Source organism: Caballeronia sp. LZ035 (assembly GCF_031451175.1).
Lineage (GTDB): Bacteria > Pseudomonadota > Gammaproteobacteria > Burkholderiales > Burkholderiaceae > Caballeronia.
In genome coordinates, this window is record NZ_JARUXS010000003.1 from 163,020 (window position 1) to 176,553 (window position 13,534).

The window sequence follows — 13,534 nt, forward strand, 5'->3', positions numbered from 1 at the left end:
GATCACCGACCCCGAGGGAGGCGTCTGGCGCCAGGCCTGGGATACGCGCGGCAATCTGCTCGAACAGGTGACACCGGCGGGGTGTTCGAGCGTCTTCGGCTATGACGCGCTTGGGCAACTGACGCAAGTGGCGGATGCGGCGCGGCGCTGCACGGCGCTGGACTACGACGCGAACGGCTATCTGGCTAACTTGACCGATGCGTTGGGGCGCGTCACGCACTTCACCCACGATGCGCGCGGCAATCTGCTACACCGCGAAGCGCCGGGAGAGGGACCCACGCGCTATGCATGGGACAAGAAGGATCGTCTGATCCTCTGCGATCTTCCCAGTGGGGCATGGGTACGTTGCGCGTACGACGGCGAGGACAACCTCATCCGCTACGAGGACGAAGCGCGGCAGGAAACGCGCTTCACGTATTACGGACAGGGGCAGCTTCAGACGCGCACGGATCCGGATGGCAGCGTCACCCGCTATCACTACGATACGGAAGAACAGCTGATCGGCGTGAGCAATCCGCTTGGGCAGACCTGGCATTTGAAGCGCGATGCAGCGGGCAGGTTGATCGAGGAGATCGACTACTTCGGGCAGGCGCGGGGCTATGGCTACGATCCGGCGGGGCACCTGACGCGCACCGTCGATCCGCTCGGGCGCATGCTGAGCATCCGTTGCGATCCGTTGGGACGTATCGTGAGCCGCATCGCGGAGGGCAGCGGTGAGGCCGAGCACTACGCTTATAACAAGCACGGTCAGTTGATTGGAGCGCGCAATGCACATGCGATGATCGAGCGCGCTTACGACCTCGACGGGCGGCTTGCGAGCGAGACCCAGAAGCACGCCGATACGCTCGGCAGCGTGAGTTACGAGTACGACGCTGCGGGTCAGTTGCAGATGCAGCGGCGCGAGATGCGCGAATTGAATGGCGAGGTGTGTTATCGGCAGACGCTGAGCCATGAGTACGATGCGCTGGGATTGGCTCGTACGTTGAGCATCGATGCGCATGAGCCGATCCGCTTCACGCATGATCTGGCGAGCCGTTTGAGCGGGATCGCGTTCGCACCGGGACTCGATCACACGTTCAGCTATGACGGCGCGGGGCGGCTTGCGCGACAGACCGCGCGGCGTGCGGGGCATCGCGAGACGCATATCGGGTATGAATATGACGTCAGTGGGAACCTGGTCACGCGTAGCGATAGCCGGCTGGGGGTGGATCGGTATCGATACGATCCGCTGGGAAGAATCGTCGCGCATACGGATCCGGGGCAGCGGGTGCGTCGGTATGTGTACAACGCGCAAGGCGATCGGTTCTCGCAGGTGCGCGCGACTGAGCAGGGCCGGGAGTGGCACCATCCGGACGGCGCGCGCTGGTGGCTGGATGCGGCCGGGCAACTGAGCGAGCGCACGCATCCTGCGCGGGGCGTGGAGCGGTTCACCTGGGACGTGTTCGGGCGGATGGTGGGGTTCGAGAACACCGCTAACGAGCGATGGGTGTATCGCTATGATGCGCTCGGTCGGCGGATTGGGAAGCAGGCGGCGGATGTCAGGCCGGAAACCGGGCAGAGGCATCGCGATGAAGGGGCGCGGACCTGGTTCCTGTGGGACGGCGATGCGATGGCCGGCGAGGTGCGGCGCACGGCGCTTCATGCGAGGGAAGCGCGGTTTTATGTGTATCGGCAAGGTGGCTTCGAGCCACTGGCGATGCAGGTCGATGATGGGGCGTGCAAGCGAGTTTATTTTTATCAGAATAATCCGAATGGTGCGCCCGTCAGGCTGAGCAGCGCGGACGGTGACATCGTTTGGGAAACGAACTACAGTGTGTCGGGTGGGGCTGATTGGATTGAGACGCGGAAGGTCGAGCAGGCGATTCGGTTGCAGGGGCAGTATTACGACCCTGAGTCTAACCTGCATTACAACCGGTATCGGTATTTTGATCCGGGTACGGGCTCGTTCATCTCGCAGGATCCGATTGGATTGGATGGTGGGCTCAATCCGTATGATTTCGCATTTAATACTATCGGATGGATTGACCCTCTTGGTTTAAAGTGTGAAAAGAAACCGAGGTGGAAAAAGCGACGTTCCCATAAAGGAATGGATCGACACAACGACCACGGCCTAAAAAACCATGCTGAGCGTCATTCCAGTTTGTCTCCGAGGGCTTATCTCGAGCGCGGTGAGAGGAATGTTACTGATGGGAAGATGTTGAAAGGTGGTGGCCGAGACTCCAAGGTCAGATACCATGTTAGAAAGATTGGAGAAGACGCGTATAGCGTTACTATTACAGATAGAAAAAATCAAATGCTCTCGGTTGATACTTGGTCCATGGGGGGTAAGTCGATGAGTAGAGAATATGTAGAGGGCAAGCTCGCTACAACGAGTGGAGTTACTGCTCCAAAAGGGTTCTGGGAGAGTTTGGAATGACGCAGGCCCGAATGGTCGAGCTCAAAAATTTATTAGAAGATGCTGGATGGACAGTATTTGGAAGCCCTGATAAAGATAAATTTTTTTCTGTTTCCAATGACCAAATAACCTGGAAGCTACTAAATAGATCAGGTAAAGAATTTGACCTGGTTTTTTTTCTGTTTGATTATAGAGGAGCTTCTACTACCAAGCTTTCCGACGTTTCGGTTGTCGAGGAAAAAAGTACAGCTATAAGTCTGGATTTCGCTAAAATCAATACTGAGACATGGAAGTCGGGGGTTCGAAAATTCGTAAAGAATTTATATTTCTTGCTTTAATTATTGCAGGGGCAGTACTTCGATGTTGAGTCGGGGTTGCATTACAACCGCAACAGATACTTCGATCCGCAGACGGGTATCTTTATATCGCAGGACCCGATTGGGCTTGACGGCGGTCTCAATTCGTACCGATCGCACCCAATATTTTTGGATGGATTGAACCCCTCGGGCTGTCGCACGGCCGTAAGGGCGAACAAATTCCAGGGCCAGGAAATTCAAAGAATGTTAAATCGCTCATCTCGGAAAGAAGCAAACCTAATTACAAGAAGCCGAATGACCCGCTTTCGCCAGGAGATTATCTTGATCTCGGTGTATTTACTGAAAAAATAAAGTTGGAAGGCAAGCCTGTGTTGAAAGACTCGAAATCGGGTTATCACATTCGAAAGATTGGGCGGGCGCTAACGCGCACGGCGGCAGTGCATCGAAGCTAATGGATAAAGGTGGTGGACGTGTAGCAACGTTAGCTCGCGATGGGAAGGTTCTTAGAGGCTAGGATGAGCAAAGAATTAGTGAATAAATACTTTCCGGAAATCGATTTTGACGAAAATAGTTATCGTGATGAAGGCTATATACCTTTGTCTGTATCGGCTTTCGATCATATTTTAAATGAGCTAGAGGCAGACAACTGTATTAATCTAAATTATTCGACAGCTATAAAGAAAAGGGCAGTCAATTAGTATTTCGAGGAAAAAAGAAAATTTGCTCTCTTGTATAAAAAACTTGCGAGCAATGGAGTACTTGCATCGACGGGAAGCGGTGAGGTAGTGTTTTTAGATATCGGGAGCCGATTCGATAAAGTGGTTGTAGAGAGCTTAAGGGAGAAAAGGCTTATGGATGTCTAGTTTATTGCTTACGATCGTCGTGTTATCGGAGGATTTGATCGGACCGATCTTTTTCTTCTAAAGGGTAAAGAAAAGATGGACCTTATCAGAGCTATAATTGGAGAATATGGCTTATTCGTTCTTGAAATTCTGTAAGACCAAAAAGCCGCAAAAGCGGCTCTTCGCTTTTCTATTCAACGGTGATCAAAAGCCTTCCGTGTTCAACATTGATCTTGACACGCTGCCCTGCCTGAAACCCCACGTGCTCAGTCCATCGTAGGGTAGGTTTCATTCACGGAAAATCCGGTGGTTCGGTGCGCGGATGGTTACTTTGATGAAGAGTCCAACCTGCATTACAACCAGCATCAGTATTTCGATCCTGGTATCGGCTACTTCATCAGTCAGGATCCAATAGGGCAACTTGGCGGTCTCAATTTGTGTGAGTTTGCACCCCATGTGTTTGGGTGGATCGACCCTAACGGACCGGTCAAGCTAAGTGCTCCTGGCTATCAGTGGTATGGACTCTACAATATTGATGGTGACGGTAATCCAGTTGGAAAACCCTTCTATATCGGCATCACGAACGACATTGATAGAAGGACGGTCGAGCATCAAGGTACCGGCCGATTAGACAAGGAAGGGGTAAAGACAGGTCTATTTCCATTTGCAGAAGATGGAAAGATGTCGTACAGGAGGGCCAGAGGTGTTGAGCAAGCTTATATTGATCATCATGGAACCTATAAGCCGGGCACCAGAGGAAAAATGATGCCGCAATTGCGGCCTTTTTTTTGATTCTGCGGTCATCACAAGTCGCCCCCGTTGGATATGGATTCTTACGCACTGCCCTGGACGAACGCCGGCCTGCTCAATCCAGCACCCGGCGAGCTTGAGTCATGGATAAATCGGCGGTTCTCTGCGCTGCCAATGCGGCTTTTTCGGAGGCTGTTGCGTTGGATATCCTGAACGGTCACGAAGCGTTCCGTGGCGGCGAGACGTGCCTTAGAAGGCGTCAGCTATAAATCGCGCGGATGGCTACGAGTCGGCGGCGCACTTGACGCGCACCGTCGATCCACTCGAGCGCGTGCCGAGCATGCGTTGCGAGCGGCCAGCGCATCCGTTTGCCAATCGGCATAGCGCAGCGTGCCAATCGCCCCGCACGAGCACGCCGCGCGAGTGCTCGTTGCCACGCTTGGAGATGCCCGGAAGCGTTCCCCGACCGCCAGTCGAATGTTGGCGAGGCATCAATCCCAAGGACGCGGCGAAGTCTCGGCCGCATTTGATCGCCTGCGCTTAGCCCGCCATCGCAGGCAAACTGCTAGCGGTGATGGGGCCGACTCCAGGAACGGTGAGCAGGCGCTTGCCGGCTTCGTCAATGATCGTCTGTTGCTTGATTTAAGTCTCAAACTCGCCGATTTCGCGGCTCAACTGTGCGTAGCGCTGATGGAGGCGTAGCAATCTCGCCATCAGCTTGCTCATCGGCGAGCGTTTGGCGAGACTGTCCATTAGAACTATCTGCGCCTGCTGATCTTCGTCTGTAAGCAAATCCATCTTTTCTTAAAGCTCGCAGCCTCGGATTTTGAATGCGCGGCTCGCTGGGCCGTTCAAGCCTGGCGAGGGCATTGACGCTGGTTTGCAGCTTCCGCGCGATCCGGACCACTGCATCGAGCTGTGGCAGCGAAGCGTCGCGCTGGCGAGCGGCGCGCGCTCCCACGTTGATTTCACAAACCAAAAATGAAGGGGCGACCATTGACGGGTTCTGACACCGTGGAACATCCGCGAAATCCTGCAGGTTCGGTGCTATTTGACAATTAAAAGTGCGGTTCGGGTCGGACAGAATGTTACGAAAGACCAAGGCCAAGTAAATAAGCGACTCAACATGAAATGCCATCGACCTGGACACAAGAAAATATCTACGGAATTCAGTAGGCAGAGGGGCGTACGCGTGGCACCGGGACTGCACCGGAGTTCTATCGCGTCTGCCGTCGCAGTATGCGTGCTGTCAGCCTTCGAGAATAACCGGCGGAAAATCAGACAAACCAACTGGTTTGCGGTGGACCTGCTCGGCTAAAATCAAATCCATATACAGACTGCAAAGAACGATCGAGATTTTGTACGCAAGAAGCAACTTCCTCCTACTGCCTATGAGGTATTGTAAGAATGGATATACTGAAACTCCGTTTCGACGCTCTCAATGCTCAAATGAATGAGTTTTATGAGATGAAGTTTGCTTCAGATGCGGACGAATTAGAGAAGAATAAAGAGATAAAGTCAAATATCGCTCAATTGCTTATAGATGCAAAGAGTAATGGAAATTATCAGGTTTTCGAGGACGGAGTTAATTTGCTCTTCGACAACACAGTGCGTGAGCAAGATTTTGATATTCTAGGAGATCTGCTTCGCAAGCTGTTGGACATGGGTGTCATTGATAGACAATTACTTGGAGATCAACTAAGGCAGGCTCAACTGTCTCGCTCGAACTAAGAGTCGAGGAGCCACTGGATCGGCCCTTGTTCTTATCAAGCGGTCGTTACAAATCGCTCATATCTGACGTGGTTCGCACGGTTTGCTGAAGAGTGGCGAAACGTTCTACGAGGGATGGACGTGTTTCAAGATTGGCGCCAGCAGTGTCAACGTCCGTCATGAATTGTTGGTGGTGCGCGGCCGCGACCGCTGGTAGCACTCACAACTCGCGCCGCGCTTACCCATGTGACCTCTTCCATTCGCGACTCCCTTTGCGCGCGCTTCGCGCAGGTCGTTCTCGCATTCGCGCACGCGACCCATTGTTCATGGTGCCGCACCCTAATGATTGAGGATCACGCCATCAACGACGTCGGCACGACCTGCTGCGACATCCGCGCGATGGTACCAACTGCAGCGCAATACGCTATCGCGGCCGCTCACCTCTCGCAAAGCGTTGGCCTGAGCGTGAGCAGCGGATCTGCAACTCGGACGAATCAATGATTCGGCCAAGCCGGTTGTGTGAGACCGTGCGCCTTGCGAAGTGCTTCTACGCCCCCAGAAATCTGCTCCAGAGACGCCAAGGAAGCGGGGCAGCCACTAGCACCAGCCTCTGTCCAGCTACACAACAAAACGAAAGTCCATGCGTCGCCGCATACCGACCGATGCGCTAGACCCGCTGTCGACACCCTCGGGCCCAACCTCCTTTACCTAAGGGTTAACAATTCCCGCAATTCAGATTAATCGTGTATTCGTCGTCCGAACCGACCCATAAAATTACGCTCATAAGAAAAGCTTTGAAGGCAGAGCGCGTGTTGGTTTGAGAGGCAAACCAACTAGGGATAGCGCCCCGCATAAGCGGGGCGCGCGTCCTGAACGTGGATGGAAGGGGCGTCTGGAATAATCACCAGAGCCATTCGGAGATTGAATGGATGCGTCGCAAGGGCTGCCTCGCAGAGGTAACCGTCATTACAAAGCACGTCAATCAAATCACCTTCCCAAAGCGTGCAACATCCTAGATGCCGGCCAACTGCAACTGCATCCTTTCCCCGAACACGCGTATCGCAGTCGAAAGCGAAGGCACCACCGCCCAGGCCTCCCGCTGATACGAAACGAGTTTTCAAACCTCATCCGCCTCGACGGCGCCACATTTCAAAGACCAACCCGCAATCCCTTCCTTAGCCGAGGCGATCCCCTCGCGTAAGAAAAACATCAACGCACCCCCACCAAACCCACGACTCAAGCGTTCTGCCGGAGCGTCTCCGCCGCCGCGACCATATTCCTGAGCGCCGGAATGACCTCATCCCACTGACGCGTCTTGAGCCCGCAATCCGGATTCACCCACAGGCGTTCCGCCGGAATCCGCTCCGCCGCCTTCCGCATCAGATTGACGATGTGTTCCTGGCTAGGAATGTTGGGCGAATGAATGTCATACACACCCGGTCCGATCTGATTTGGATATTTGAAGTCATCAAAGGCATCAAGCAGTTCCATATCCGACCGTGACGTCTCGATGGTGATCACATCGGCATCCATATCGGCGATCGAGGCGATGATGTCGTTGAACTCCGAGTAGCACATATGCGTGTGAATCTGCGTTTCATCCTGCACGCCATTGGCCGTGATGCGGAACGCCTCCACGGCCCAACGCAGATAGTCGTCCCACTGCGCACGCCGCAACGGCAACCCCTCACGAAGCGCCGCCTCGTCGATCTGAATTACGCGCACACCCGCCCTCTCAAGATCAAGCACTTCCTGACGAATAGCGAGCGCCAACTGCTGACACGACACCGAACGAGCTTGATCGTCGCGTACGAAAGACCAGTTGAGAATCGTAACGGGCCCGGTCAGCATGCCTTTCATCGGCTTGCTGGTCTGAGATGCGGCGTACCGGGTCCATTCCACCGTCATGGCCTTCGGACGGCTGATGTCGCCAAACAGAATAGGCGGCTTGACACAGCGCGACCCATACGACTGCACCCAGCCAAACTGACTGAAGGCATAGCCATCCAGCTGCTCGCCGAAATATTCGACCATGTCGTTGCGCTCGGCTTCGCCATGCACCAGCACGTCCAGCCCCAGCGCTTCTTGCTCGCGCACCGCGCGGGCGATTTCCTTCTCCATCGCCGCGCGATAGCCCGTAGCGTCGAGTTCGCCGCGCTTGAAAAGGCTGCGCGCCTGACGAATCTCTCCCGTTTGCGGGAACGATCCGATGGTCGTCGTCGGGAACGCGGGCAGGCCGAGAATTGCGGCCTGCTTCCTTGCCCGTTCTTCGTACCCGTGTCGACGCTTGCCGAGCGCCGGGTCGATGCCGGCCAAGGCCGCCTTCACCGCCGGGTTGTGCACGCGCGGAGAGCGTCGCCGACTCTCGATGGCGGCGGCGTTCGCGCCAAGTTCATCAGCGACGGATTCACGGCCATGATTCAGCGCGCCGGCGAGCACCTCCAGTTCACCGAGCTTTTGCAGCGCGAAAGCGAGCCACGACGCGATCTCCGCATCGAGTTGCACTTCAGTGTCGAGGTCGACCGGCACATGAAGCAGCGAGCAGGACGGCGCGATCCACAACCGATCGCCGAGTTGCTGGTGCAGCGGCGCGAGCCATTCGAGCGTCGCGTCGAGGTCGCTTTTCCAGATGTTGCGTCCGTTGATCACGCCGACAGACACCACCGCCGTGTCCGGCAACTGAGCAGCCGCGGGCGCGATTTCTTCACGTGCGTTGATCGCGTCGATATGCAACCCGTCGATCGGCAATCGGCACGCGAGCGAGAGGTTCTCCTGCAACTGACCGAAGTACGTGGCGAGGAGCAGTCGCACGCGGCGGGCGGACAGCGCATCGTAAGCGGTAACGAACGCGGCGCGCCACGCCTCGTCCAGTTCGGTGACGAGCGCGGGCTCGTCGATCTGCACCCAGTCCACGCCTTGCGCCGCGAAATGATCGAGCAGCGCGGCATAGACCGGCAGGATGCGCGGCAGCAATGCGAGCTTGTCGCTATCGTCCTTTGCTTTGCCGAGCCACAGATACGTCACCGGTCCGATGATGACCGGCTTCACGTTCACGCCGAGCTTGCGCGCTTCCGCAACCTGTTCGATCAGACGCGCGGGATCGAGCCTGAATTGCGTGTTCGCGTCGAACTCAGGGACGATGTAGTGATAGTTGGTATCGAACCACTTCGTCATCTCGCCGGCGGCGACGCTCGCGCAGCAGGCGGCGTGAGCCTCGTCGCCCGCCACCGACCGGCCGCGCGCCACACGGAAAGTGTTGTCCAGCGTGTCGCCGTGGAAGTCGCGCACGCGTTCCGGCAGATTGCCCAGCGTGAAGCTCATGTCGAGCACGTGATCATAGAAGGCGAAATCGCCCACCGGTACGTAGTTCAGACGCGCTTGCTCTTTCCAGTGACGCTCACGCAGTTGCGCGCCGGTCGCCTTGAGTGTCTCGCGCGACGATTCGTTCTTCCAGTACGTCTCGAGCGCGAACTTCAATTCGCGCCTGGCGCCGATGCGCGGAAAACCCAGGTTGTGTGTCGTGATCATCGTGCGTGTCGTCCATGAAAGTTTTGTCGATAGCGACGATGATAGAATTTCCGATGTATGAATAAAAATGGTAAGTTTTCATACATCGATTAAATTTGTTCATGGAGAGTGTCATGCTGGAGCGCAGTCATCTGCTCGTGGTGCGTGAAGTCGAGAGACAGGGTTCGCTCACCGCCGCCGCAGAGGTCCTGAATCTCACGCAGTCCGCGCTGAGTCACACGGTCAGGAAGCTCGAACAGCATTTGGGTACGGCGGTCTGGACGCGTGAAGGCCGGTCCATGCGGCTGACCCAAGCGGGTCAATACCTGCTGAGCCTCGCGAATCGCCAGCTGCCGCAGTTCGAACATGCCGAGGCGCGCATGAAACAGTACGCGCAGGGCGAGCGCGGCACCTTGCGCATCGGGATGGAGTGTCATCCCTGTTATCAATGGCTGCTGCGCATCGTCTCGCCGTATCTCGCGAGCTGGCCCGACGTCGATGTCGACGTGAAGCAGCGCTTCCAGTTTGGCGGCATCGGCGCGCTGTTCGGATTCGACATCGACATTCTGGTCACGCCGGACCCTTTGAAGAAAGAAGGCCTGCGCTTCGTGCCGGTGTTCGATTACGAACAGGTTCTCGTGGTCCCGGAGGACCATGCGCTGGCATCGGCGGCTTATGTCACGCCTGAACAGATTGCGTCCGAGGTGCTCATCACCTATCCGGTGGAAACCGACCGCCTCGACATCTACACGCAATTCCTGACGCCGGCCAACGTCGTGCCGCGCCGGCACAAGGTGATCGAGACGACGGACATCATGATGCAGATGGTGGCAAGCGGCCGGGGCGTCGCGGCGCTGCCGCGCTGGCTGGCGGAAGAGTACGCGGACCGGATGCCCCTTGCGCCGCTCAAGCTCGGCAGGAGAGGCATCGCGAAGAAGATTTATCTGGGCATGCGTGAGTCGGACCGCAGCATCGATTATCTGGCTGCATTCGTCGAACTGGCGCGCGGGGCCGAGGGTGCGCGCGCACGCATGCGGGCGTGAGCCTCGGCTTCACGCATCGATATGAAAGCTCACCACTTCCTGCACCCGCTCCAGCGCGAGCCGCAACGTCTCTACATCCACTGACCCCAGCGCCAGCCGCAACGCATGCGGCACGTGCGCCGTCGTGCAGAAGGGCTCGGCCGTCGATACCGAGATTCGCTCCTGCATCAGCGCCTTCGCGATCCGGTCCGCGCGAACCTCTTCCGGCATCGGCAGCCAGATGAAATAAGAAGCGGGATGCGTCAGCCGTTTCAAGCGGCTCAACGCGCGGGCCGCTACCGCCTGGCGCATCGCGGCATCGTCGCGCTTTTGCGCTTCGAGCTTTTCGACCGTACCGTCTTCGAGCCAGCCGCAGGCCAGTGCCGTCATCACGCCGGGCGTGTTCCAGGTCGTCACGCGGATCGCGCGTTCGATCTTCGCCACCCAGTCGCGTGGCGCCACGACATACCCGACACGCAATCCCGTCGCCACGCCCTTCGAGAAGCCCGAAACGTACACCGTGATGTCCGGCGCGAGCGCTGCAAGCGGGGGCGGCGCGTCATCGGCGAGAAAGGCGTAGGCGGCGTCCTCGATGATGACGAGCCCATGCTTGCGTGCGATCGACACGAGTTGCTTGCGTCTGCTCGCCTTCATCACCCAGCCGAGCGGATTGTGCAGCGTGGGCATCGTGTAGATGGCGCGCACGCGACGCCGTTTGCAGAGCGCTTCGAGCGCATCGAGATCGGGCCCGGCGCCGGATGCGGCGAGCGGGGCGAGTTCCAGCCGATGCGACTGCGCCAGCAACTTGAAGCCCGTATAGGTGAGCGCGTCCACCGCAACCACGTCGCCAGGCTTGAGCAGGCCCATGACCGTGGTTGCCAGGCCATGCTGCGCGCCATCGACGAGCAAAACCTGTTCGGCGTCCGCCGAAAGCCCGCGGCGTTCGAGATGACGCGCGACGCACGCCCGTTCATGCATGCGCCCCGCATGCGGCTGATAGCGCAGCAGCGCCTCCAGATTCCCCGCCGATGCCAGTTGCCGCAAAGCCGTGCGCAGCAATTCCGTCTGGCCGGCAAGCGCGGGATAGTTGAAGTTCAGATCGACCATATCCGAGGCGATGGCGACCTGATCGACGCCCAGCCCGTTCGGCAGACTGGCTTCCTTCACGAACGTGCCGCGCCCGGTCTCGCCGCTGACGAGTCCCATTGCGTCGAGTTCGGCATACACGCGCGTGGCCGTGACGATACCGAGCCCCTCGCGCGCGGCCAGTTCGCGATGCGTCGGCAGACGCGTGCCGGGCTTCAGCCGGCCTGAAGCAATGTCTTCAGCGAAACGGTCGACGATCTGTTTATAGCGTGCAGGCTGCGGCATGAGCGAGATCCAGAACGGGATGTATCCATGACAATCGTTTGATTGTATTCGTGGTTGACCGTAGCATGCCTGAACTCTCCCCGCCATGAAAGGTCGTCGCCATGCACATCGCCATTCTTACGTTCGACGGGTTCAACGAACTCGACTCGCTGATCGCACTCGGCATTCTGAATCGGATCAGGAAGCCGGACTGGAAGGTCTCGATTGCGTGTCCGTCGGCGGAAGTGACGTCGATGAACGGCGTCGTCATCCGGGCGCAGGCCACGCTGGAGGAGGCGAGCGCAGCGGATGCCGTGATCGTCGGCAGCGGTATGCGAACGCGCGACGTCGTGGCGGACGCGGATCTGATGGCGCGCATCCGCCTCGACCCGAGCCGCCAGTTGCTTGCGGCCCAGTGTTCGGGAACGCTGATCCTCGCGAAACTCGGCTTGCTCGACGGCACGCCCGCCTGCACCGACCTCACGACGAAGCCGTGGGTTCAGGAAGCCGGCGTGCGTACACTCGATCAGCCGTTCGTCGCGAAAGGCAATGTGGCAACGGCCGGCGGATGTCTTGCATCCCAGTATCTGGCTGCCTGGGTGATCGCGCGTCTTGAAGGACTGGATGCGGCGTGCGCCGCGTTGAATTATGTCGCGCCGGTCGGCGAGAAAGACGAGTACGTGGAGCGCGCGATGAAAAATATTCTGCCGTTCGTGAGTGCTGCCGCGCCTGTCTGAAGCATTGAAAATCGTGCAGTGCAAAGCCCGTCGCCATGGGCGCGACGGGCTTTTTCATGCTGCATCCGCGCATGAAGCGCGACTTCGCTAAAGCGCGAAACCGTCCGGGAAAGTCCCGAGAGAAACATCAGACGTCTGATGTACATTTCAGTGACTGCCAACCGAGAGACCTTCATGCGCCTGAGCGTCGAGCGTTCGATGAGCGACAAGATCCAGGCGTCGCTTCTCGACATGATCCATGAGCGCAAGCTCAAGCCCGGCGATCAGATTCCCACTGAAATAGAGCTTTGCGAGCTGCTCGGCGTTGGCCGGTCCAGTCTGCGCGAGGCTGTGGCGCAGATGATCTCGCATGGGCTGTTGTCGCGTCTGCAAGGCAAGGGCACCTTCATCAGACAAATTTCGCTCAAGCTGCACGGCGGACTGGATGATCTGATGTCGGTGACGGACATGATCCGCAGCGTGGGCGCGGTGCCGTCGACCAGTCGCAAACAGATGGAGCATGTGGCGGCGTCGGAGAGTCTGGCGGAGAAGCTGGGCATCCGGCCCGGCGATCCGTGCGTGCGCATCGAACGCGTGCGCCGCGCGGACGACGCCATCGCCGCGTATTGCATCGATACCATTCCGAAGCACGTTTTCGACAGCGCGGAGGGTGAATTAGGCGAATCGCTGTTCGGCATGCTGGAGCGCACCGGACGCCGGCTGTCGCATACGCATACGTCGATCCAGCCGACCATCCTGACGCCGCGCGACCTGCCGGAACTCGGCGATGGGTTCGGTCTGTTCCTGCTGCTGGACGAAGTGGATTTCGATCAGAGCGGCGAGCCGCTCTGCTACAGCAACGACTACTACAACACGAGCATCTTCAAGTTCGATCTGGTGCGCAAGCGTCGTTGAGCGCGCGAGC

General features: G+C 57.8%; 11 protein-coding genes and 2 pseudogenes. 9 read left to right on the forward strand and 4 right to left on the reverse strand.

What is annotated here, in order from left to right:
- The 5 genes and pseudogenes from QCE88_RS23780 to QCE88_RS23800 form a co-directional block, all read left to right on the forward strand.
- A partial coding sequence (locus QCE88_RS23780; RefSeq protein ID WP_309906896.1) for an RHS repeat-associated core domain-containing protein occupies window positions 1-2,416 on the forward strand: 2,416 nt, incomplete at its 5' end.
- A complete protein-coding gene (locus tag QCE88_RS23785; RefSeq protein WP_309906898.1) occupies window positions 2,413-2,733 on the forward strand; it encodes a hypothetical protein in 321 nt (106 codons plus the stop codon). The genes QCE88_RS23780 and QCE88_RS23785, both read left to right, overlap by 4 nt.
- Window positions 2,734-2,736: 3 nt before the next feature.
- Window positions 2,737-2,921, forward strand: a pseudogene (locus QCE88_RS42090) (RHS repeat-associated core domain-containing protein); the annotation flags it as partial.
- 306 nt (window positions 2,922-3,227) lie between these two features.
- The gene (locus tag QCE88_RS23795) at window positions 3,228-3,410 is read left to right on the forward strand and encodes a hypothetical protein (protein WP_309906901.1); all 183 of its coding nucleotides are present in this window, start codon (window positions 3,228-3,230) and stop codon (window positions 3,408-3,410) included.
- 450 nt (window positions 3,411-3,860) lie between these two features.
- Window positions 3,861-4,346, forward strand: a complete 486-nt coding sequence (locus QCE88_RS23800; protein WP_309906903.1) for an RHS repeat-associated core domain-containing protein — start codon at window positions 3,861-3,863, stop codon at window positions 4,344-4,346.
- Window positions 4,347-4,361: 15 nt separating this feature from the next.
- On the opposite strand, the pseudogene QCE88_RS42095 reads toward QCE88_RS23800, so the two are convergent.
- Together QCE88_RS42095 and QCE88_RS23805 are read right to left on the reverse strand one after the other, a co-directional pair.
- Window positions 4,362-4,433, reverse strand: a pseudogene (locus QCE88_RS42095) (hypothetical protein); the annotation flags it as partial.
- 153 nt (window positions 4,434-4,586) lie between these two features.
- Window positions 4,587-4,835, reverse strand: a complete 249-nt coding sequence (locus tag QCE88_RS23805) for a transposase (protein ID WP_409018248.1) — start codon at window positions 4,833-4,835, stop codon at window positions 4,587-4,589.
- 876 nt (window positions 4,836-5,711) lie between these two features.
- Here QCE88_RS23805 and QCE88_RS23810 point away from each other — a divergent pair.
- The gene (locus QCE88_RS23810) at window positions 5,712-6,035 is read left to right on the forward strand and encodes a hypothetical protein (RefSeq protein WP_309906905.1); all 324 of its coding nucleotides are present in this window, start codon (window positions 5,712-5,714) and stop codon (window positions 6,033-6,035) included.
- 1,215 nt (window positions 6,036-7,250) lie between these two features.
- Here QCE88_RS23810 and metE read toward each other — a convergent pair.
- Window positions 7,251-9,542 carry a 5-methyltetrahydropteroyltriglutamate--homocysteine S-methyltransferase gene (gene metE / locus QCE88_RS23815; RefSeq protein ID WP_309906906.1) on the reverse strand — a complete coding sequence of 764 codons (2,292 nt, stop codon included), beginning with the start codon at window positions 9,540-9,542 and terminating at the stop codon, window positions 7,251-7,253.
- Between the two features lie 113 nt (window positions 9,543-9,655).
- Between metE and QCE88_RS23820 the strand changes: the two genes are divergently transcribed.
- A complete protein-coding gene (locus tag QCE88_RS23820) occupies window positions 9,656-10,564 on the forward strand; it encodes a LysR family transcriptional regulator (protein WP_309906908.1) in 909 nt (302 codons plus the stop codon).
- Between the two features lie 9 nt (window positions 10,565-10,573).
- Here the strand turns inward: QCE88_RS23820 and QCE88_RS23825 are convergent, their stop codons facing one another.
- Window positions 10,574-11,914: a PLP-dependent aminotransferase family protein gene (locus QCE88_RS23825; RefSeq protein ID WP_309906911.1), complete on the reverse strand. Its 1,341-nt coding sequence runs from the start codon at window positions 11,912-11,914 to the stop codon at window positions 10,574-10,576.
- Between the two features lie 101 nt (window positions 11,915-12,015).
- Here QCE88_RS23825 and QCE88_RS23830 point away from each other — a divergent pair, with 101 nt between their 5' ends.
- Both QCE88_RS23830 and QCE88_RS23835 read left to right on the forward strand, forming a co-directional pair.
- Entirely contained in the window at window positions 12,016-12,630 is a 615-nt protein-coding gene (locus QCE88_RS23830; protein ID WP_309906913.1) for a DJ-1/PfpI family protein, read from the forward strand.
- Between the two features lie 198 nt (window positions 12,631-12,828).
- Window positions 12,829-13,524 carry a GntR family transcriptional regulator gene (locus QCE88_RS23835; RefSeq protein WP_309906915.1) on the forward strand — a complete coding sequence of 232 codons (696 nt, stop codon included), beginning with the start codon at window positions 12,829-12,831 and terminating at the stop codon, window positions 13,522-13,524.
- Window positions 13,525-13,534 lie beyond the last annotated feature (10 nt).

What these genes read in the sequence shown, in the direction of transcription:
- QCE88_RS23785 (WP_309906898.1), top strand. Translation starts at nt 2,413, where the DNA reads ATGACGCAGGCCCGAATGGTCGAGCTCAAAAATTTATTAGAAGATGCT.
- QCE88_RS23810 (WP_309906905.1), top strand. Translation starts at nt 5,712, where the DNA reads ATGGATATACTGAAACTCCGTTTCGACGCTCTCAATGCTCAAATGAAT.
- QCE88_RS23825 (WP_309906911.1), bottom strand. Translation starts at nt 11,914, where the DNA reads ATGCCGCAGCCTGCACGCTATAAACAGATCGTCGACCGTTTCGCTGAA.
- metE (WP_309906906.1), bottom strand. Translation starts at nt 9,542, where the DNA reads ATGATCACGACACACAACCTGGGTTTTCCGCGCATCGGCGCCAGGCGC.
- QCE88_RS23795 (WP_309906901.1), top strand. Translation starts at nt 3,228, where the DNA reads ATGAGCAAAGAATTAGTGAATAAATACTTTCCGGAAATCGATTTTGAC.
- QCE88_RS23820 (WP_309906908.1), top strand. Translation starts at nt 9,656, where the DNA reads ATGCTGGAGCGCAGTCATCTGCTCGTGGTGCGTGAAGTCGAGAGACAG.
- QCE88_RS23835 (WP_309906915.1), top strand. Translation starts at nt 12,829, where the DNA reads ATGAGCGACAAGATCCAGGCGTCGCTTCTCGACATGATCCATGAGCGC.
- QCE88_RS23830 (WP_309906913.1), top strand. Translation starts at nt 12,016, where the DNA reads ATGCACATCGCCATTCTTACGTTCGACGGGTTCAACGAACTCGACTCG.